At 69.1% G+C, this 19247-nt stretch carries 18 protein-coding genes; 3 read left to right on the forward strand and 15 right to left on the reverse strand.

Annotated elements, in window-relative coordinates; genetic code table 11:
- Window positions 1-8: 8 nt before the first annotated feature.
- The 13 genes from sctT to QZM72_RS12055 all read right to left on the reverse strand — a co-directional run bounded on the left by sctT (window position 9) and on the right by QZM72_RS12055 (window position 13076).
- The gene (gene sctT, locus QZM72_RS11995) at window positions 9-818 is read right to left on the reverse strand and encodes a type III secretion system export apparatus subunit SctT (RefSeq protein ID WP_301738167.1); all 810 of its coding nucleotides are present in this window, start codon (window positions 816-818) and stop codon (window positions 9-11) included.
- A complete protein-coding gene (locus QZM72_RS12000) occupies window positions 812-1501 on the reverse strand; it encodes a hypothetical protein (RefSeq protein ID WP_301738168.1) in 690 nt (229 codons plus the stop codon). Before QZM72_RS12000 ends, sctT begins: the two co-directional genes overlap by 7 nt.
- The gene (locus tag QZM72_RS12005) at window positions 1494-2870 is read right to left on the reverse strand and encodes a FliI/YscN family ATPase (protein ID WP_301738169.1); all 1377 of its coding nucleotides are present in this window, start codon (window positions 2868-2870) and stop codon (window positions 1494-1496) included. Before QZM72_RS12005 ends, QZM72_RS12000 begins: the two co-directional genes overlap by 8 nt.
- Entirely contained in the window at window positions 2867-3496 is a 630-nt protein-coding gene (gene sctL, locus QZM72_RS12010) for a type III secretion system stator protein SctL (protein WP_301738170.1), read from the reverse strand. The genes QZM72_RS12005 and sctL overlap by 4 nt, the downstream gene beginning before the upstream one ends.
- Window positions 3478-4236 carry a SctK family type III secretion system sorting platform protein gene (locus QZM72_RS12015; RefSeq protein WP_301738171.1) on the reverse strand — a complete coding sequence of 253 codons (759 nt, stop codon included), beginning with the start codon at window positions 4234-4236 and terminating at the stop codon, window positions 3478-3480. Before QZM72_RS12015 ends, sctL begins: the two co-directional genes overlap by 19 nt.
- On the reverse strand, window positions 4233-5117 hold the full coding sequence (sctJ, locus tag QZM72_RS12020; RefSeq protein ID WP_301738173.1) for a type III secretion system inner membrane ring lipoprotein SctJ: 885 nt from the start codon (window positions 5115-5117) through the stop codon (window positions 4233-4235). Before sctJ ends, QZM72_RS12015 begins: the two co-directional genes overlap by 4 nt.
- A gap of 55 nt (window positions 5118-5172) precedes the next feature.
- The gene (locus tag QZM72_RS12025; protein ID WP_301738174.1) at window positions 5173-5649 is read right to left on the reverse strand and encodes a hypothetical protein; all 477 of its coding nucleotides are present in this window, start codon (window positions 5647-5649) and stop codon (window positions 5173-5175) included.
- A gap of 124 nt (window positions 5650-5773) precedes the next feature.
- Complete coding sequence (locus QZM72_RS12030; protein WP_006480857.1) at window positions 5774-5986, reverse strand: hypothetical protein; 213 nt, start codon at window positions 5984-5986, stop codon at window positions 5774-5776.
- A 138-nt stretch (window positions 5987-6124) separates the two neighbouring features.
- Window positions 6125-7483, reverse strand: coding sequence for a type III secretion system inner membrane ring subunit SctD (gene sctD / locus QZM72_RS12035; protein WP_301738176.1), 1359 nt, complete (start codon window positions 7481-7483; stop codon window positions 6125-6127).
- Window positions 7464-9509 carry a type III secretion system outer membrane ring subunit SctC gene (gene sctC, locus QZM72_RS12040; protein ID WP_301738177.1) on the reverse strand — a complete coding sequence of 682 codons (2046 nt, stop codon included), beginning with the start codon at window positions 9507-9509 and terminating at the stop codon, window positions 7464-7466. The genes sctD and sctC overlap by 20 nt, the downstream gene beginning before the upstream one ends.
- Window positions 9509-9787: a type III secretion system export apparatus subunit SctS gene (gene sctS, locus QZM72_RS12045; protein WP_006480854.1), complete on the reverse strand. Its 279-nt coding sequence runs from the start codon at window positions 9785-9787 to the stop codon at window positions 9509-9511. The genes sctC and sctS overlap by 1 nt, the downstream gene beginning before the upstream one ends.
- The gene (gene sctV / locus QZM72_RS12050; protein WP_301738179.1) at window positions 9784-11991 is read right to left on the reverse strand and encodes a type III secretion system export apparatus subunit SctV; all 2208 of its coding nucleotides are present in this window, start codon (window positions 11989-11991) and stop codon (window positions 9784-9786) included. The genes sctS and sctV overlap by 4 nt, the downstream gene beginning before the upstream one ends.
- A 251-nt stretch (window positions 11992-12242) precedes the next feature.
- Window positions 12243-13076 carry an autoinducer binding domain-containing protein gene (locus QZM72_RS12055; protein ID WP_301738181.1) on the reverse strand — a complete coding sequence of 278 codons (834 nt, stop codon included), beginning with the start codon at window positions 13074-13076 and terminating at the stop codon, window positions 12243-12245.
- Window positions 13077-13359: 283 nt separating this feature from the next.
- Between QZM72_RS12055 and QZM72_RS12060 the strand changes: the two genes are divergently transcribed.
- The gene (locus QZM72_RS12060; protein ID WP_089470618.1) at window positions 13360-14268 is read left to right on the forward strand and encodes a LuxR family transcriptional regulator; all 909 of its coding nucleotides are present in this window, start codon (window positions 13360-13362) and stop codon (window positions 14266-14268) included.
- Between the two features lie 130 nt (window positions 14269-14398).
- Here the strand turns inward: QZM72_RS12060 and QZM72_RS12065 are convergent, their stop codons facing one another.
- Together QZM72_RS12065 and QZM72_RS12070 are read right to left on the reverse strand one after the other, a co-directional pair.
- The gene (locus QZM72_RS12065) at window positions 14399-16045 is read right to left on the reverse strand and encodes an Nramp family divalent metal transporter (protein WP_301738182.1); all 1647 of its coding nucleotides are present in this window, start codon (window positions 16043-16045) and stop codon (window positions 14399-14401) included.
- Between the two features lie 122 nt (window positions 16046-16167).
- A complete protein-coding gene (locus QZM72_RS12070; protein ID WP_171984537.1) occupies window positions 16168-16305 on the reverse strand; it encodes a hypothetical protein in 138 nt (45 codons plus the stop codon).
- A gap of 1083 nt (window positions 16306-17388) precedes the next feature.
- Between QZM72_RS12070 and QZM72_RS12075 the strand changes: the two genes are divergently transcribed.
- Together QZM72_RS12075 and QZM72_RS12080 are read left to right on the forward strand one after the other, a co-directional pair.
- Complete coding sequence (locus QZM72_RS12075) at window positions 17389-17655, forward strand: hypothetical protein (RefSeq protein WP_301738183.1); 267 nt, start codon at window positions 17389-17391, stop codon at window positions 17653-17655.
- Window positions 17656-17747: 92 nt separating this feature from the next.
- Window positions 17748-19238, forward strand: coding sequence for a carbohydrate porin (locus QZM72_RS12080; protein ID WP_301738184.1), 1491 nt, complete (start codon window positions 17748-17750; stop codon window positions 19236-19238).
- The last annotated feature ends 9 nt before the right edge of the window (window positions 19239-19247 follow it).

The raw sequence follows: 19247 nt of genomic DNA on the forward strand, positions 1-19247 counted from the left end.
CCGCGCGCTCAGCCGCCGCCGTGCGCGGCGAACAGCGCGCGCAGCAGCGCCATCAGCCCGCTGTCGGGGCTCAGCAGCGAATGCAGCGACGCGTACACCACCGGCAGGAACAGGACCATCATCAGCAGCGCGATCGCGCTCTTCAGCGGCTGCGAGAACACGAAGATGTTGAGCTGCGGCACCGCGCGCCCGACCAGGCCGATGCCGAGTTCGACGAGCACCAGCACGATCGTCACCGGCGCGGCGAGCTTCACCATCCATTCGAAGATCGTATCGGTCTGCCGCACGATGAAGGTTTGCAGCATCGACGAGAAATCGGGGCCGAGCGAGCCGATCGGCCACCATGCGTACGATTGCGCGAACAGTTGCACGAGCACCTGCAACCCGCCCGCGGTGACGAACAGCGCGATCGCGACGAAATTCAGGAATCCGGAAGTCGGGCCGCCCTCGTGCCCACCCATCGGATCGAAGAACGCGGCGTTGCCGCTGCCGGTCTGGAAGTCGATCAGGTAGCCGACGCCCTGGATCGCGAACAGCACCGCGCTGAACGCGCCGGCGAGCAGCATGCCGACCATCGCTTCCTTCGCGACGAGCAGGCACCACATCAGGAACGGCAGCGCCGCGACCTGCGCGGCATCGATCGTCGGCGCGACGAACGCGGCGATCACCACCGCGATCCCGTTGCGCACGAGGCCCGTGATGATCTGCTCGTTGAACACCGGCACGACGAACATGATCGGCAGCAGGCGCGGCATCACGTAGAGCAGCGGCCGCAGCATGCCGGCGACGTCGTTGAAACCCGCGGCCTGGTCTAGCATCGGCGCTCCGCGGCGGCGGGCGGGGCGGGATCGTCGGGCGCGGCGGATGCGTCGGCTTCAGCGGCGATTTCAGCGTTCGCGCCCGTTTCCGCTTCGGTCATGGCCGCTTCGGTCATGGCCGCATCGAACGCGGCCGCGGCCTGCGGCGGCGCGAACGCATGAACGGCCGCATCGCCCGCGCCGGCCACCCAGGTGCCGCCCGTCGCGAAGCGCCGCACCGCGTAGCCGTCCGCCACTTCGTCGGCATCGCGTTCGACCCGCGCGGCGCGCGCGTGCAGCGCCTTCTCGCCGGCTTTCTCCAGCTTGTCCTCGGCGGCCTTCGCCTTGCGCGCGGCGCGCTGCAGGTCGGCGAGCGTCGCCTCGTGGCCGCGATGCACGTGCGCGGCCTCGCTCACCGACGCGTTCGCGGTGCCGATATGCCGGTCGAACGTGCGCGTATCGGCCGCCGCGTCCTGCAACACGCGCGCTTCGCGCACGTCGTCGGCGAGCCGCGTCTGGATCGCCGCCTTCGCGGCGACCTGCTGCGCGAGCTGCGCCTGCGCGGCCGCGAGCGCGTGCCGGCTCTGCGCGGCGATGCCCTGCTGACGCGCGGCCGCGACGCGCGCGATCTGGCTGCGCATCTCGCGCACGCGTTTCAGGCGGGCGAGCGTCGCGAGCACGAGACGGTCGTCGGCGTCAGACATGATCGTTCGCCAGCTTCGTCAGTTTCGCGAGCAGCGCGTCGAAGCGCACGTCCTCGTCCGACGCCTGCGCGCAGAACGTGCCGATCGCGTCGCGCGCGCGCAGCGCGAGATCGCCGAGCCGATCACTGCCTTCGCGATACTCGCCGATCTGCACGAGCAGCTCGATCTCCTGATACTTCGCGATCAGCTCGCGCACGCGCGCAGCCGCATGCAGGTGCGCGCGGCTGGCGACGAGCGGCATCACGCGCGACAGGCTCGCGAGCACGTCGATCGCAGGATAACGATTCGCGAGCGCGATCTTGCGCGACAGCACGATATGGCCGTCGAGGATCGAGCGCACTTCCTCGGCGATCGGGTCCGACTCCTCGTCGCCTTCGACGAGCACCGTGTACAGCGCGGTGATCGATCCGTGCGCGCCCTGCCCCGCGCGTTCGAGCAGGCGCGGCAGCACCGCGAACGTCGACGGCGGAAAACTGCGCCGCGTCGGCGGCTCGCCGCTCGCCAAGCCGACCTCGCGCTGCGCGCGGGCGAAGCGCGTCAGCGAATCGACCAGCAGCAGCACGCGCTTGCCCGCATCGCGAAAGTGCTCGGCGATCGCGGTCGCGACCAGCGCGGATTTCACGCGCTCCATCGCCGGGCGGTCGGACGTCGACACGACGACGATCGAACGCGCGCGCACCTCCGGCGACAGGCTGTGCTCGATGAATTCGCGCACCTCGCGGCCGCGTTCGCCGACCAGCGCGATCACGTTCACGTCGGCCTGCGCGCCGCGCGCGATCATCCCGAGCAGCGTGCTCTTGCCGACGCCCGACGGCGCGAAGATGCCGACGCGCTGCCCGACGCCGAGCGTCATCAGCCCGTCGATCACGCGCACGCCGGTCGGAAACGGCGTGTCGATCAGCTTGCGCGCGAGCGGATTCGGCGGGTCCTGCTGCGTCGATACCCACGCGGCGCCCGCGACCGGCCCGCGATCGTCGAGCGGGCGGCCGAGCCCGTCGAGCACGCGGCCGAACAGCCCTTCGCCCACCGGGAATACATGCTCGCGCCCGGACGGCACGACGGTCGTCTCCGGCGACAGCCCGGCCACGTCGCCGAGCGGCGTGAGCAGCGTCGTCTGCCGCGAGAAGCCGACCACCTCCGCAAGCAGCGTCGGCTGGTTCGGCGTGCGCAGCTCGCAGATCTCGCCGAGCCGCGCGCGGATGCCCGTCGCATTCAATATCTGCCCGACCGCGTGGTTGACGCGGCCCTGCACCGACACCGGCGAAAAGAACGCGAGCCCCGCGTCGAGTTCGCCGACGAGGCGGCCGCGATCGAACGGTGCGCCGTCGTCGTCGCCGAACGATTGCGGCTCGTCGAGCGGCGCGTTCATCGCGCGGCGCCTTTCAGCGCGTCGCGGCGGATCGCCTGGCGCAACGCGTCGATCTGCAGGTCGAGGCTCGCGTCGATGCGCCCGGACGGCGTCTCGACCGTGCACGCGTGGCGTTCGAGCTGCGCGTCCTCGACGATGCGGATCTTCTGCCGATTCGACTGCCCGGCGAACGCGCCGTCGAGCGCATCGCGCATCTCGTCGGTGCGGCCGGGCGCGATCCGCACGATCAGGAACGCCTCGTCGCGCACCAGCGGCGCGATCCGCGCGAGCGCGGCCTCGTACAGCTTCTGCGTGCTCATCTCGCCGACGATCGCGCGCACGGCCTTCACGACGATATCGGCCATCGCGTCCTTCATCGTCTCCATCGTGCGCGTGGCGGCGAGCGCCTGCGTGTACGCCTGCGCGGCCTGCTCGCGCTGCGCGCGGCGCATCCCTTCGTCGTAGCCGGCGGCCTGACGCCTGTCGAATTCGCGCTGCGCGTCGGCGACGATGCGCGCGGCCTCTTCATGCGCGGTCGCGATCACCGCGGACGCGTCGAGCAGCGCCGCGTATTCGCGCTCCTTGAGCACCTTGCGCTCCGACAGCAGCTGCAGGTTGTCGCTCGTGATCAGAAAAGCCAGTCCCATGACGCAAGCCTCTCGGGAATCAGAAACAGGAACATCAGTTCGCCGAACTGATCGCGCTGCGCGCGGTTCAGCCAGTACGGCGCCTCGTCGTCGATCGCGCGGTTGAATTTCAGGCGCACGCGCCGCGCGACGGCCTCGCCGGCCACGCCGATGAAATCCGCGAGCAGCCGCCCGCCGCGCGCACGGATCACGATCGGCAGCGCGGCGGGATCGGCGCGCCACGGTTCGAGCGTTTCCGCGAGCGCGCCGAATTCCGGCGCGCGTTCGAGCGCGAGTTCGAGCGCATCGCCGCCGAGCCGGGCCGCGACTTCCGCGCGGATGCGGCGCCCGGCCAGCGCGTCGCGCAGCCATGCGCGATGCAGCAGCAGCCCCGCATACGCGGCCAGTTGCTCGAGCGCCGCGCCCGGTAGCAGCGCGAGCCGCGCGCACGGGTTCGCGACGTCGAAGTCGTGCCGGTCGGCCACGCCGTTCGACGCGAGCAGATGCCGCGCGAGCAGTTTGCGGCCGGCCGCGCCGAACGCGTCCGGCGAACGGTAGCGCGCGGGCCAGTCGGCCGGCACGCGCGTCACGTGCAGATAGCGGTCGGGCCGCAGGTTGAAATCGCAGACGAGCGCATGGAACGCGGCAGCGCGCGCGGCCGGCGGCGGCGCAAGCGGGTGCAGCCACGGTAGCGGCGCCGCCTTAGACGCGACGGCCCCATCGTACGGCTCGCCCGACGGCAGCGCGCGCGAATCGCTCATGCGCCGTCGCGCGCGCCGTCCGGCGTGCGCAGCCCGCCGCCCCCCTGCTGCGCGGCCGCCCCGCCGCCGTTCGCGCCGCGCGGCGCGCCGAGCAGGCCCGCGAGCCGCGCGCCGAACATCCCGCGCCGCGCGGCCGACAGCGCGATCACCGCGCAGGTCAGCAGGATCAACGCGAACACGAGCCAGCCGAGCGGCGAGCGCAGCCGCAGGATGTCCGACACCGCGCTGCCGATCCCGTCCACGCGCGTCGCGCGCGCGGCGGCCGGCTGCAGGAACAGCGACACGTTGTCGTACTGCAGCCCCTCGATGCTGTGCGCGACGAGATCCTTGACCATCGGCGCCATCGCGCGCAGGTCGATGCCCGGCCGGTAGCGGATGTACACCGCGGCCGACGACGGCTTGATCTTGTCCGCGAGCGGATCGTTCTCCGGAATCACGACCTGCACGCGCGCGACCACCACGCCCTCGATGTCCTGCAGCGTGCGCGACAGATCCTGCGACACGCCGTACAGGTAGCGCACGCGCTCCTCGGCCGGCGTCGACACGAGGCCCTGCTTCTGGAACAGCTCGCCGAGGCTCGCATAGCTCGGCTTCGGCAGCCCGTTCGCGTGCAGCACCGTGAGCGCCGCCTGCATGTCGCCGTCCGCGACGCTCACGAGCCACGCGTTGCGGTCCGACGTGTCGCGCGCGTCGTTGTCCTTCGACGCGCTGATGCCCGCGTCGCCGAGCACCGCGATCATCTGGTTCGCATCGCGCTCCGACAGGCCCGAGTACAGCTCCTTCTGGCACCCGGCCAACAGCACGAGCAGCCCCGCGAGCAGCGCGCGCGCCGCCCGGCTGCGCCACGCATGCGTGCGCGGCGTCGAATCGATCGTCGTCATCGTTTGTCCGCTTCAGGGCGCGTGAGGCCAGATCCTCCAGCCCGCACGCGCGCTTTCACTCCTGCGTCTTCAGCACCGTATGCGTGAAGCCGTTCGCCGCCTGCGCAACCGACAGGCTCAACTGGTATTCCGAAATCGTGGTGGTTGCCGTCCACTGGAAATCCATCGCCTTCACCATCGTCATCAGCGGGTCGCTGCGGCTGTCCGCCATCGACGTCAACATCTCGTTACGGTGCTTGTCGATGTTCGCGTACCGCGAATCGAGATCGTTGCCGTACGTGCGCAACCGCTCGACGAGCGACGACTGGTTCGCCTGCGCGGGCGTCATCTGCACGGCCGGCGCCGCATCCGCCGGCGCACGCGCCATCGCGACGCCCGACGCAGACGGCGGGGCGGCCGTCGACGCACCCGGCTGCATCAGCGCATCGAACTGGCGCACCTGCGCCGGATCGGACGTCGCGCCCGTTTGCTGCGCGGCACTCGCGAGCGCAGCCGCGCCCGGCGGCGCCGCGCCTACGCCTGTTACCGACATGATCGTGTCCTCCTTGACCGGCAAAGCCGGAAACGGGCCGGCCGGCACGCACGTACGCCACGCCGAGCGCCCGTCACGGGCAGCCCCGGCATCCGGCGTCGCGCGGCACGGCCGGCGACCGGCATCACGCGCGGCCGGCGGAACTCAGGTGTTGCGCAACCTGGGCGTTCGCCGTCCCTTCCTGCGCGGTCACCGCGTTGCTGGTTTCGAACGTCGCAGTCGATTGCTGAACCTGGAAATTGATCTTGGTCAGTTCGAGCTGCGTCTTGGTCAGGTCGTCGGCCTGCTTCTGCACGTCGCCCGTGTTCGTCACACCACCTGCTGCCGAGGTACCCATGCTTCGCTCCTTTACGTGAACCACACTTCACCTTCCGGCGGCGGCCCCATGCCCCGCCGGCGACGTGACGCGCCGCATGCGCGGCGTGTCGCGTAATGCGCGCATCGCGAAACGCGCTGCGCAAATCCTGTCGCGACGCTAGTGTGTCGCGCCCTTCGATGCGCGGGCCGCCGCGACGGCCGGCGCCGCCGGCGCATCGGGCAACAGCGTCGGCCCCGGCACCGGCTGCGCGACGCCCGCCGCCGCGCCGCTCGCGAGCGGCGCCACGGGCGGCGCCGGCGCCTGCTCGGGCGCATGCGCCGGCGGCCCGCCGAGCGGCATCGTGATGCGCTGGCCGTTGCGCTCGAACACCACTTCGTCCGGGCCGATCGACACGACGGTCGCGCCTTCCTTCAGCCGCGCGCCTTCGAAATAGCGGCTGCCGTCGACCGTCTCGATGTAGCGCTGATCGCCGTCGCCGGCGAATACGGTCGTGATCTCCGGAATGCCCGCCGTGCCGCCAAGTGTCGTCGCCGTGCGCGGCGCGGCCGCATCGGCGTCGCGCACGTGATCGACCACCTCGAGCGCCGGCCGGGCGTCCTTCATGTAGTTGCGGATGCGCGGCTCGATCTGCGCGCGCGCGGCCGTGCCCGTCAATTCGATCCGGCCGCGCCCGAGATACGTGACCGTCAGCGCCGTATCGCTGAAATAGGTCTGCGCGGTCGCGACCAGATCGCTGACCACGTAGAGGTTGCCGAGCGCCGCGTTGTCGACGCCCGCGACGATCTGCGCGACGCGCTCGCGCGCGGCCGGATCGCTCACGTAACCCGACACGATCACGCCGTCGTCGCGCGGCGCGACCGCCAGCTCCGGATACGCGTGCAGCAGTTGCTGCAGCCGGTGCGTGCGCGCGAGCACCGATTCGTGCTGCCACGGCAGGCGCCCCGACCATGCGACGAAGCCATAGCCGAGCGCGCCGAGCAGCACGCCGACCCACAGCGCGACCAGCGCGATCACGAGCCGCCGGCTGCCCAGCCGGCGCAGGCCGCCCGTGAGCCAGCCGAGCCACGCGGCCTCGCGCGCGGCGGCCGGCGCATCGGTTTCGTCGGGCACCGCGACGCTCGCCTGCGCATGCCGCGCGATGCCGAGCCGGATCGAGCCGACCGTCACGACGTCGTTCGGCGTCAGCGAGCGGCGGCCGGCGCCGAGCGGCTCGTCGTTGAACAGCACCGGCGCGCCGGCGTCGCCGCCGTGGTTCTGCACGGTCACCGCGAGCGCGCCGACCTGCAGGCACACCTGTTTCGCGCCGATCTCGCGATCGGGCAGGATCACTTCGCAGTCGGCCGCCGTGCCGACCCAGTTCGCGCCGCGCGCGAGCGACATCGTGCGGCCGTACATCGGCCCGCTCAGGAAGCACAGGTTCCACGGCGACGCGAGCGCGGCCGAGCCGGCCCCCGCGCTTCCCGCGCCGCCGGGCAACGCGCCGTCGCCGTGCGGATCAATGATGCTCGTCGACATGCGCGACCACTCCTGCGGTCGTCGCCGCGGGCTGCGACGCCGCGCCCACGGGCGGCGGCGGCAACGCGGGCGGACCGAACTTCGTGCCGGGCAGCGGCTTCGGCGTCAGCGGCACCGCGACGTCGTTGTCCGGCGGCCGATACATCGACAGCCCTTCCGGGTTCGCCGGACCGTCGACGCCCGGATTCACGGGCGAGCCGTCCGGCGCATACATCGACGCGCTCGTCACGACGCGCGGCGTCAGCAGGTAGAACCGCTCCATGTGGTTCCCCGACTTGTCGGTGTACTTGAACAGGTTGCCGATCAGCGGAATGTCGGACAGCCAGGGCACGCCGCTCTTGTTCAGCCGCACCTCGTCGTCGTTGAAACCGGCGATCAGGAGGCTCTTGCCTTCGTCGATCATCGTCTTGGTGACGATGTTGCGCTGCTGGATCACCGGCACGTTCGACACGGCCTGCCCCGGCACGATGTTGCCGTCCTGGATGTCGATCGACATCATCACGCTCTGCAGGTTGCCCGACACGGCAGCCGCGTTGCGGATCGCCTCGTCGACGATCATCGGCGTCACCTTGATGCTGGTGCCGGTCGTCACGCTGTACAGCGACGAATCCTGGTAGCCCGGCACCTGCACGTAGAACTGCGTGAGGTTCTCGAGGATCGCCTCGGTGTTGTCGAGCGCGAGCACCTTCGGCTTCGACCGCAGTTGCGCCTGGCCTTTCTGCGCGAGCGCGTTCACGCGCGTGAGCAGGTAGTTGCGCAGCGATCCGCCGATCGACGCGGTCAACGCGATGCCGGTCGGCATGAAGGCGCCCGTCTGCCCGGTTTCCGACGTGCCGATGCCGAACGTCAGCGGCGGGTTGCCGGCGCCGTTGTACTGCGTGTTGCCGTTCAGCGCGTTCTGGCCATTGCCGATCTGCACGTCGCCGTGCGTCGTGTGCAGGCGCCAGTCGATCCCGAGGCTGTCGAGCGAATCCTCGTTGATGTCGATGATCGTCACGTTGATCTCGACGATGCGCGGCCGCTCGTCGAGCTCGCCGATCAGTGACTGGTAGCGGTACATGTTCTCCGGCAGGTCGCGCACGATCACCGCGTTGATCGCCGGATCGGCGACGATCTGCGGCAGCGTGTCGCCGCCGCCGTTGTTCGAGAACGGCGAGAACCCGCCGCCCATGCTGCCGTCCGCACCGCCATAGCCGCCCTGCCGCGGGCCGCCGGAGATGTCGGGGAAATCGAGGCGCGGCACCGCGATCGTCAGCCCCGAGCCGAGCTTCACCTGGCGCGCCGCCTGCCCGAGCGGCGTGCTCGACGGCGCCGCGACCGTTTCGCCGGTCTTGCCGAATAGCCGGCGCAGGATCGTCGCGACGCCCGGCACCGTCACTTCCTTGCCCGAGCGGTTGATCGTGAAGTCCGAGGCCCAGCCGTATTTCAGACGGAACGCGCGGATGTCCGCATGCGCGCCGTTCGCCGACGGATCGCCGACCGAGCCGATCGCCTGCCGCACGAGCTCGACGTAGCGGCGCGGGCCGGCGACGTACACGCTGTTCGCGCGATCGTTGATCACCAGCGTGTAGCGCTTGTCCGGAATCTGCATCGCCTGCAGCGCGCGGCCGATTTCGCCGGACGCATTCGGCGGGATCGGGATCATCTGCGTTTGCGACTGGTCGGCCGGATCGACGTACAGGAACGAGCCGTCGTAGTACCACGTGAGCCCGTAGGTCGCGCAGATCGTGTCGAGCGTCTGCTGCGGCGTGCCGGAGAAGCGGCCGCTGATCACGCCGTCGACCTTCGGGTCGACCACCGCCGTCACGCCCTGCGACGACGCGAGCTCGCGGATGAAGTCGCCGATCTTCTTGCCGTTCGCGACGATCGTGAACGGCTTGTTGCGCCAGCGCAGGTCCGCGGCGCGCGCATGCTGCGCGGGCGCCATGCACAGCGACGCCGTGAGCAGCGCGGTCGCGCACACGGCAAGCGCGGCCCGTTGCAGGCTGCGCGGTTGAAACCGGATCGAGGCGACGCGTCGACGCATCAAAGGACTCCTGTGGAAGAAACGAACATGCGTTCCAGCGCCTGCTGCGCGAAGCGCAGCACCTCGCCGCCGAGCCAGCCCGACAGCAGCACGAGCGCGACCATCACGGCGATCAGGCGCACCGCGATGCCGATGTTGGCGTCCTGCACCTGCGTGACGGCCTGCAGGATCGCGACGACGAGACCCGTGACGGTCGCGATCAGCACGATCGGCAGCGACAGCAGCAGCACGAGCATCAGCGCCTGGCGCGTCAGGTCGAGGATCGTCGAACTCGTCATTGCACGGCTCCCGGCGCGCGCACGTCGGCGCCCGCGCCGACCGTGCCGTCGTCCGGCGGGTTCTTCACCCAGCCGACCGTATGCAACTGCACGTCCTCCTCGACTTCCTGGTACGACAGCACCGCGAGTTCGGGCAGCACCGGCTGCAGGATCGTCTTCACGTAGCGGCGCGCGCCGAGCGCGACCATCACCGCGAGCCGCGCGGCGCCCGGCGCGTTGCCGTGGCCGCCGGGGCCGGCCGCCTGCGCGGCCTGCACGATCGCGCGCACCTGCTCGCCGATGTCCTGCTTGACCGCGCTCGACAGCGCGAGGAAATTGCCCTGCTTCGTGCGCATCACCGCGCGCTCGATCCGCTCCTGCAGGTTCTGCTCGAACAGCACGACGCGCAGCTGGCGCGCCGTGCCCGCATGACGATCGGTGATCATCCGCCGCAGGTCGACGCGCACGAGTTCGACCAGCGCGATCACGTCGTCGGGCTCGTTCGGCGCCCACGTGATCAGGCTCTCGAAGATCACGCGCAAGTTGCGGATCGGCACCTGTTCGGCGAGCAGCCGGCGCAGCACTTCGGTCACGCGCTGCAGCGGCACGAGCCGCGTCAGTTCGCCGACGAGCTCCGGATGATCGCGGCGCACCAGATGCACGAGCGCCTGCGTCTCCTGGATGCCGAGCAATTCGTCCGCATGCTGGCGCACGATCTGCTCGACGTGCGCGGCCAGCGCGCTCTCGCTCGACAGCCACTTGCCGTCCGGCGCCGCGCCGTCCGGCTTGATCCACAGCGCGGTCGCGAACGGGCCGAACGCCTCGGCCGGCTGGCGCTCCGCGCGCTCGGGCAGCGGCGCGACGCCGTCCCACAGCAGCCAGCCCGGCTTCAGCGCGCCGTGCGCGGCGAGCACGTCCTGCAGGTAGATCCGGTACGTGCCGGCCGGCGCGCCCTCGTCGTCGTTCAGCGTGATGCGCGGAAACACCGTGCCGATGTCCGCGTCGACGCGCGCCTTCGCGCTCGACAGCGCCGCCTGCAATTGCGCGAGGTTCAGGCCCGTGCGCAGGTCGTCGGACAGCGACACCGCGATCAGCGACGTGACGCCCGCCGCGTGCGACACCTTCGCGGGCTGGCCGTCGTCGGCCGCGCCGACGCGCCCCGCGACATGAATCAGGTTGAAGCTCGGCGCGGCCGTCTTGCGCCTGAGCTGGGAGAACGCGAACGCGCCGAGGCCGAGCGCGATCAGCGCGAACGACCATTTCGGAAAACCGGGCACGACGAGAAAACCGGTCAGCACGAACGCCGCGATCAGCAGCGCGCGCGGATGCGCGCCCAGTTGCTCGCCGAGCTGTTCGCCGAGCTGGCGCTGCCGCGCATCGCGCGTCGCCACGCGCGTCGTCACGATGCCGGCCGCGATCGACACGAGCAGCGACGGAATCTGCGACGCCATCCCGTCGCCGACGGTCAGGATCGCGTAACGTTGCAGCGCCTCGCCGATGTCCATTCCGTGCATCAGCGTGCCGACCGCGATCCCCGCGACGATGTTGATGAACGCGATCACGAGGCCGGCGATCGCGTCGCCCTTCACGAACTTCATCGCGCCGTCCATCGCGCCGTGCATCTGCGATTCCTGCTCGAGCTGCTCGCGGCGCTCGCGCGCCTCGTCGGCGCTGATGATGCCCGCGCGCAGGTCCGCGTCGATGCTCATCTGCTTGCCCGGCATCGCGTCGAGCGAGAAGCGCGCGCCGACTTCGGCCACGCGCTCCGACCCTTTCGCGATCACGATGAACTGCACGACCGCGATCACGAGGAACACCACGCCGCCCACCACGACGTTGTTGCCGACCACCAGCCGCCCGAACGCGTCGATCACGTGGCCGGCGTTCGCATGCAGCAGGATCAGCTTGCACGACGCGATGTTCAGCGCGAGCCGGAACAGCGTCGTAAACAGCAGCAGCGCGGGAAACGACGAGAAGCTGACCGCCGACGGCACGTAGGTCGACACCGTCAGCAGCACGACGCTCGCCGCGAGATTCAGCGAGATCATCCCGTCGAGCGCGGTCTGCGGCAGCGGCAGGATGAACAGCGCGACGACCGCGACGATGAAGGTCGCGAGAAACAGGTCGGCGCGCGGCGACGCGCCTCCGAGGCGCCGTCCGGACACGCCGCGGCCGGCGGAAAACAACCGCTGCCAGTCGCGGGGGAGCGCCTTCGGTTCAGCCATCGTGCCGTCGTCCTGTCGTTATCGCCGGCTGGCACGGGCAACCCTTCCCCGTGCTGCGCGGACCGTTGAATGGGACGAGTGTAGCGACGGGAACTGAAGGAAAAAGAAGCGCGCCTCGTAGCGTGAAAGCGCGTTTTCCTCAGACGATCGAATCGGACTACGAAACCCGGCGGCGGGTTCGGGCACGCGCGGCCGGAACCGCTTCCATCGCGCGCCGGGCGGCTGCCGGCGCGCATCGGGCAGGCATCAGGTCACGACGGCAGCCGCCGCGCGGCGAGGTACGCGAGCTGCGCGCGGTTCTGTACGTTGAACTGCTTTTCCAGCGAGCGGATGTGGTGCCCGACCTTGTGCAGCGACGTGCGCAGCGCACTCGCGATCTCCTGGTCGGACAGCCCGTGCACGAGCCGGTCGAGCACCTGCTGCTGCTCGTCGGCGAGCGCGAAGCCACGCATGCGCGCGACACGCGCCTCGAGGAACGGCAGCGCGACGCGGTGCACGGCAAGACTGACCGACAGCGCGCCGCCGATCACGCGGTCGTCGATCCATTCGGTGCCGTGCGTTTCCGACGTCAGGTTCACCGCGACGCGCAGATCGAGGCGCGGCGCCGACAGGCTGAAGATCACGCCGCTGTTCATTGCATGCGCACGCAAGTGGCCGGCGAGCGCCAGCACCTTGCGGTCGCCGCTGCCCTGCGCGACCGCCTCGATCTCGTCGAGCCGCCACGCGACCGGGAAGCCGCTTTGCCGCACCTGCGCGAAGCGCGGGTCGCTTTCGTACAGCATCCCTTCGATGAACGGCTGCATGAACGTCGCCGGCGCGAGATCGCGCAGCAGATGCGCGCGCAGAATGCGCCGCCCGATCATTTCATACGCGCCGTAACCGAGCGTACCGAATCCGATTTGCCGCAATCGCGCATGGCATTGCGCGAAATCGAATGACGCCAGGTCGGTTTTACCGGGCGTTATTTGAATACCGGTAAAAACGTCGCGCTCGATTGCGTGATATTCGTTCGAATAAGCGGCAGCGGCCGCTATATCGGCTTGTGAGAACCACTCGACGCGTGGTGCGCCGTCAGCATATGTCATGAGGAGCCCACCCTTTCCCAATATGTGAAACTGCGCCCCGTCACGATCTGGTCTTTTTCTTTAGGATTTTCTGGCCATCGTTATATGCACGCGAACATGAAACTTTCGCCGCGATTAGTATTACGGCATATTACCCACACGCCGGCATTTTTGTACAATGCCCCCGCGTTTCGTCAGGGATGACGATCGGCGCAATCACAACGATGCTCGGTCGCACCGCCGCGAATGCCGTACACGATACGGCCGCCGCCAGGCGATGCGCGTCGATTCCGAGGGATGGCTCATGTCCGATATTGCATTGCATGAAGAAGCGGTCGCCCCAACCAGCTTGCCGCGTTCGTCGCGCGTGTCGAACGCCGACACCGACGCGTTGCGCGAGCGCACCGTGCAGGTCGTCTGGTGCGACGACCTGAAGCGCGGCGACGACGCGCAGCCGCACGCGCCGAAGCTCGGCGTCGCCGATACGCTCGCGCACGCGCAGAGCACGGCCGAACGCAACCGGATCGTCACGAGCCTGCTGCATCTGACCGGCTTCTCGACGTTCGCGTACTTCGCCCTCGAATTCGCGCGCGAACGCGTCGAAAGCCTCTACCTGCACGAAGCGTTCACGCCGGCCACCTATCGCGGCGACTACGTGCGGCACAGCCATCACGACGTCGATCCACGCACGCTCGGCGCGCGCGTGTGCAACATGCCGATCGTGTGGGACCTGCAGCAATTGCGCCGCGCGCACCGCGAGCGCGACGACGCGCCGTCCGTAAGCCCGGCCGCGCTCGACGGCTTCCTGCAGACGATGCAGGACGACGGAATGTGCAGCGGCATCATGTATTCGATGGCCGTGCCCGGCACGCGGCTGCACGCTTTCATGAGCTTCACCGCGCCGCGCCGCACGCGCGAATGGATCACGCCGGCGACGATCGAGCAGGCGCTGTCGATCGGGCTGTCGGTCCACAAGTTCGCGTCGCCGCAACTGATCTCGACGTCGCGCGAGCGTGCGGTCAACGGGCTCACGCCGTTCGAGCAGGAACTGCTGCTCGGCATCGCCGAAGGCGCGTCCGACAAGGAGATCGGCCGGCGCCTCGACACCAGCGCGCACAACGTCGACTATCACCTGCGCAAGCTGCGCAAGCGCTTCGGCGTCGCGAACCGGATCCAGCTCACGTACCTGACGTCGAAGCTCGAGCTGATCTGACACGCCGCGGCGGCGCAACGCCGTTGCGCATCATCGCCCGCGTAAACGCACATGCCGGCCTCGCGGGCCGGCATGTGCGGATGGCAGAGAGGCGCCGGGTCAGGCGCCGCATCCTGGCGAACGATCGCCGTTACTTCAGCAGCGTCATCTGCACGACCTTCACGATCACGAGACCGACCGCGATCACCAGATAGCCGCGCAGCACGGCCATCCAGATGCGCGTCGCGAGCGTCATGTTCTGCGGCTCGAGCGTGTCGAGCGGCGGCATGCGCCACGTATCGCGCAGCGAGCGATCGACGGCCGGCTCGACAACGCGCTTGTTGCGGCGAATCAGCACCGTCGCGAGATAGCCGGCGATCGCGAGCACGGTGCCGCCCACCAGCACGTCGACGATCGCTTCGCCGCTGATGTCCGGATACATCACCGATGCGGTCAGGATGATCGACAGCAGCACCAGCACCCAGATCACCGCGCCCGTGAACACGTTGAGCTTCGCCGAGTTGACCCAGGGCCCCAGCACCTGGCGGTCGTTGCACAGCACGAGCAGGAACACCGTCGCGCTCGGCAGCAGTACGCCGGCCAGCGTCTGCACGGCTTCGGTCAGCAGGCCGAGCGGGCTGCCGGGGATCAGCACGAGCGTGGCCGCGGCCGCGACGATGCCGAAATAGACGAGATAAAAGCCCTTCGCGTCGGTCACGCCGCGGTGCAGCGAGTGGCGGATCTTGAACACGTCGCCGATCGCATACGCGGTCGACAGCGACACGGCCGCCGCGCCGATGATGCACGCGTCGAGCAGCGCGACCGCGAACAGCGTCGCGCTCGTGCGGCCCGCATACCTCTCGAGGCCGGCGATGACGCCGCCCGCATCGGTGAAGTTGCCGGCTTCCGGATGGCCGGCGAACAACGCCGAGCTGAAGCCGATCATCGCGACCGCGCCGACCAGCACGAACGCGATGCCGATCCACAAGTCGGCTTTTTCATATTTCATGAAGCGCGGCGTGATGCGCTTGTCGATCACGTAGCTCTGCTGGAAAAACAACTGCCACGGCGCGACCGTCGTGCCGACGATGCCGATCACGAGCAGCATCACGTCCGACAGCTTCGCGTGCGCGGGCCAGTTCGGCACGAAAAAATCGCGCGTCATCTGCGCGACGGGCGGGTGGATCGACACGAGCACCGGCACGAGCAGCAGGCTCAGCACGCACAGCCCGATCGCGAACCGCTCGAAGCGCCGGAAGTCGCCGGTACTGACGGCCGCCATCGTCAACGCCGCGGCCACGCACACGCCGGCCACCTTCGGCAATCCGAAGAAATCCAGCACGAACGTGATGCCGATGAACTCGGTGACGATGGTCAGCGCATTGAGCAGGAACAGGTCGATCACGCTGAACGCGCCCCAGAACTTGCCGAAGCGTTCGAAGATCAGGCGCGCATGGCCCACCCCCGTGACCGCGCCGAGGCGCAGCACCATTTCCTGGTTCACGTACAACACGGGCACGAGCAGCAGCAGCGTCCACAGCAGCGTCGTGCCGTAGTTCTGCCCGGCCTGCGTATAGGTGCCGAACGCGCCGGCGTCGTTGTCGCCGACCATCACGATCAGGCCCGGGCCGATGATCGCGAGCAGCGTGCGCAGGCGTGCCCACCACGTGCCGCGCGCACCGGTGTCGTGGTGCGAGATGGTGCCGAGCGCACCGCGAATGTCGCCCAGATGGGCTTCGTCGAGCACGGCGCTGCGCTCGACCGCGATCGGTGGAGAGACGTTGGAGGGCGTGGACATGATGTATTCCGTACGGCTAAGGGTTATGCGATTCGATGAGCGTGTGACCTTGGAATGCGCACGGGACGGCCGCTCGGAGGCGGGCGCGCGTGCGCATGCCGAGGCGCGCTCGGCGCTTCTTTTCAGTGGATCAACGCTTTCAGCTGGTTCAGCAGGCGGGAGAACACCCGCGGACGGGCGTCGAGCGTCAGCATCGCGTCGTAGTGGTGGCGCGATTCCGCGACGTGCGGAAGGTTCGACAGCAGAAGGCCGAAGTTCATGGTCTGGCTCCGTGCGGCGACGGCAGGTGTGCCGGCCGCGTCGTGGGCGCGGGGCCAGTCCGGGGCCTGAACGACGTGTCAGGCTAGTTGGCCGGAGTGTCCCCGCGACCCGGGTTCAAAAGGGTCTGCGTATGCAATGGGCATAAGGGACAACTGTCACTGTCGTTCATGGCGGCTCCTGTGCGGTGTTCCGGGGAACACGGTTGACCGCCGTCCGGCGGGCGGGCCGGCATTCGCGCGCCCGGAGAACGGATGCGCGAACGCGGCCGCCTGCCTGGCGGCGGCGAAACCGGGCAACGCATGCGAGAACGCATCACGCTAACCGGCGCGAATCAAGGTGCACGTAGGGAGTTGCTGCGGAATACTGCTGCGCGCACCGTTTGCCCGGGAGACAAACGGCGGCTTCGATGAGGCGCGGACGTCGGTCGCTCAGGCGGAAATTTCGTTCGAAGATCGACTACTGCAGGCGTCCAAGGCGGCGGCCCCAAGAGTGAAGATGGCGGATTCTATGGACCGCCCGAAAGTGAAGTCAACCCCTTGAAACCCCATTTTTCGAAATAAATGTCCTGCCTGACGCGACTGAAAGATTTGCCCTTGAAATACCGTTCCGAAACCTTTCAGCGCCGCCATCACGCAGCCGCGCGCCGATGCGCGCGAGCAACAGGCCTGGTACCCTGCCGCGCATCCATTTCACGATCGCCAGGCGGCCGCGTGGCAGCCCCGCCCCACGGCGACGCGCACGCGACATAGCGCATCCTTCGTGCGTTTTTCGCTTGCGCCGCAGCAAAAGTCGCGACTACAATCCGCCCCAATTCATCAAGGGAGTCCCTCCATGGACACATGCTCTGGTTGCAGTTCGATGCCGGTCCAGGCCGGCCAAGCCATCGCGAGATAGCAGCCAGACGCATGTCTTTCGCCGCTAGCTCGCATTCGTCGGGTTAGCGCGCTTCCGCCCGGGCCGGCCATCGCCGGTTCGTCAGTCGCACGCTCCGTTATGTTCCACCCTCCGATCGCAGGCCGCGTCACGCAGCCGCGCTCGATCACATCGTCCTGCGTTCGCCGGACGGAAACGGAGGCAGCGTCATGTTCTTTCCATCGTTCGCGGTCAGGCTCAAGCGCGTCGTGCAGGTCGTGTGCAACCGCTCGTTTTTCGGCCGCTCGCCGTTCGCCTGGGCATTCGGCCACCGGCGCGGCTTCGCGCTCGCCCACGTGCCGGCGGCCCCCCGCCGGCTCGATTGCGTGCTGATCGCCGTGACGGCGGCGGCGGTCGCGCTCGCCGCGCTGCTGTGCTCGGTCGCGCCACGCATCGGCTTCGCGCAGGTGTGGCGCGTCGGCGGCTGGCTGCCGTAATCCCTCGTCCTTCGTGCGGGCCGCCTCGCCATGCGCCCCGCATCACGTTCCCGTTTCCTCAGCTTAACTAATCAAACCGCCAACGGAACCACATGAAGAATCATCCGCAATCCGTCCCGCGCAAGCTGCGCGTCGATGCGCTCGCCACGCTGCTGCTGTCGCTCGCCGCCAGCCCCGCATTCGCGCAGGCAGCGTCTCCCACCACGACCGAACCGGCGGCCGGCGCGCGCGATGCGGCCGCTCCCGCGCAACCACAGGCCGCCGATGCTGCCGCGCCCGCGCCCACCGGCTTGTGGGAGCGATCGAACCTGCTCGGCAACATCGGCGGCCTGCGCGACGTGCTCGACGAGCACGGCGTCACGCTGAGCCTGCAGGAAACCAGCGAGTACCTGTACGACACGTCCGGCGGCACGGGTCGCGGCGGCGCATACCAGGGGCTCACGCAATTCGGCTTCAACGTCGACACCGGCAAGGCGATCGGCCTGCCGGGCGGCACGTTCAACGTGTCGGGGCTGCAGATACACGGCACCAACCTCACCCAGCGCTACTTGCAGACGTTGCAGACCGCGACCGGCATCGAAGCCAATTCGACCACGCGCCTGTGGGAGCTCTGGTATCAGCAGTCGCTGTTCGACGGCAAGGTCGACGTGAAAGTCGGTCAGCAGAGCGTCGACCAGGAATTCATGGTGAGCCAGAACGCGGCGACGTTCATGAACGCGACGTTCGGCTGGCCCGTGCTGCCGTCCACCGACCTGCCGTCCGGCGGCCCCGCGTATCCGCTGTCGTCGCTCGGCGTGCGGCTGCGCGTGAAGCCGGCCGACGCGTGGAGCGCGATGGTCGGCGTGTTCGACGGCAACCCGGCCGGCCGCAGCGACGGCGACGCGCAGGTGCTGAACGCGCACGGCACCAACTTCAACCTGCGCAGCGGCGCATTCGTGATCGGCGAAGTGCAGTACGCGCTGAACGCGCCGCCCGCCGATCCGAAGGCCCCGCAGCCGGCCGGCCTGCCCGGCACCTACAAACTCGGCGTCTGGTATCAGTCGCAGCACGCGAACGATTCGCGCTACGGCACCGACGGGTTGTCGCTCGCCGATCCGGCGAGCAACGGCACGCCTGCCACGCATCGCGGCAATTACGGCTTCTACGCGGTCGCGGACCAGATGGTGTGGCGGCCGTCGGCCGACAGCCCGCGCTCGGTCGGCGTGTTCGCGCGCGTGATGGGCTCGCCGGGCGACCGCAACATCGTCGATTTCGCGGCCAACGCCGGCGTGACGCTGAAGGCGCCGTTCGTCGGACGCGACAACGACGTCGCCGGCATCGCAATCGGCTATGCGAAGATCGGCTCACATGCGCGCGGCCTCGACGGCGACACCGGCGCGTACACGACGCCCGGCTATCCGGTGCGCCGCGCGGAGACGGTCATCGAGGCGACGTACCAGTATCAGGTCGCGCCGTGGTGGCAAGTGCAGGCCGACCTGCAGCACTTCTTCCGTCCGGGCGGCGGCATCCCGAACCCGAACGCGGCCGGCGCGCGCATCGGCGACGAGACGGTGGTCGGCGTGCGCACGACGATCACGTTCTGATACCCGCCG

This window comes from Burkholderia sp. AU45388, from assembly GCF_030481585.1.
In the GTDB taxonomy this organism is placed as follows: Bacteria; Pseudomonadota; Gammaproteobacteria; order Burkholderiales; family Burkholderiaceae; genus Burkholderia; species Burkholderia sola.

Bases quoted from the DNA above. Each gene is read 5' to 3' on its own strand.
- sctT (WP_301738167.1), bottom strand. From the start codon at position 818: ATGCTAGACCAGGCCGCGGGTTTCAACGACGTCGCCGGCATGCTGCGG.
- QZM72_RS12000 (WP_301738168.1), bottom strand. From the start codon at position 1,501: ATGTCTGACGCCGACGACCGTCTCGTGCTCGCGACGCTCGCCCGCCTG.
- QZM72_RS12005 (WP_301738169.1), bottom strand. From the start codon at position 2,870: ATGAACGCGCCGCTCGACGAGCCGCAATCGTTCGGCGACGACGACGGC.
- sctL (WP_301738170.1), bottom strand. From the start codon at position 3,496: ATGGGACTGGCTTTTCTGATCACGAGCGACAACCTGCAGCTGCTGTCG.
- QZM72_RS12015 (WP_301738171.1), bottom strand. From the start codon at position 4,236: ATGAGCGATTCGCGCGCGCTGCCGTCGGGCGAGCCGTACGATGGGGCC.
- sctJ (WP_301738173.1), bottom strand. From the start codon at position 5,117: ATGACGACGATCGATTCGACGCCGCGCACGCATGCGTGGCGCAGCCGG.
- QZM72_RS12025 (WP_301738174.1), bottom strand. From the start codon at position 5,649: ATGTCGGTAACAGGCGTAGGCGCGGCGCCGCCGGGCGCGGCTGCGCTC.
- QZM72_RS12030 (WP_006480857.1), bottom strand. From the start codon at position 5,986: ATGGGTACCTCGGCAGCAGGTGGTGTGACGAACACGGGCGACGTGCAG.
- sctD (WP_301738176.1), bottom strand. From the start codon at position 7,483: ATGTCGACGAGCATCATTGATCCGCACGGCGACGGCGCGTTGCCCGGC.
- sctC (WP_301738177.1), bottom strand. From the start codon at position 9,509: ATGCGTCGACGCGTCGCCTCGATCCGGTTTCAACCGCGCAGCCTGCAA.
- sctS (WP_006480854.1), bottom strand. From the start codon at position 9,787: ATGACGAGTTCGACGATCCTCGACCTGACGCGCCAGGCGCTGATGCTC.
- sctV (WP_301738179.1), bottom strand. From the start codon at position 11,991: ATGGCTGAACCGAAGGCGCTCCCCCGCGACTGGCAGCGGTTGTTTTCC.
- QZM72_RS12055 (WP_301738181.1), bottom strand. From the start codon at position 13,076: ATGACATATGCTGACGGCGCACCACGCGTCGAGTGGTTCTCACAAGCC.
- QZM72_RS12060 (WP_089470618.1), top strand. From the start codon at position 13,360: ATGTCCGATATTGCATTGCATGAAGAAGCGGTCGCCCCAACCAGCTTG.
- QZM72_RS12065 (WP_301738182.1), bottom strand. From the start codon at position 16,045: ATGTCCACGCCCTCCAACGTCTCTCCACCGATCGCGGTCGAGCGCAGC.
- QZM72_RS12070 (WP_171984537.1), bottom strand. From the start codon at position 16,305: ATGAACTTCGGCCTTCTGCTGTCGAACCTTCCGCACGTCGCGGAATCG.
- QZM72_RS12075 (WP_301738183.1), top strand. From the start codon at position 17,389: ATGTTCTTTCCATCGTTCGCGGTCAGGCTCAAGCGCGTCGTGCAGGTC.
- QZM72_RS12080 (WP_301738184.1), top strand. From the start codon at position 17,748: ATGAAGAATCATCCGCAATCCGTCCCGCGCAAGCTGCGCGTCGATGCG.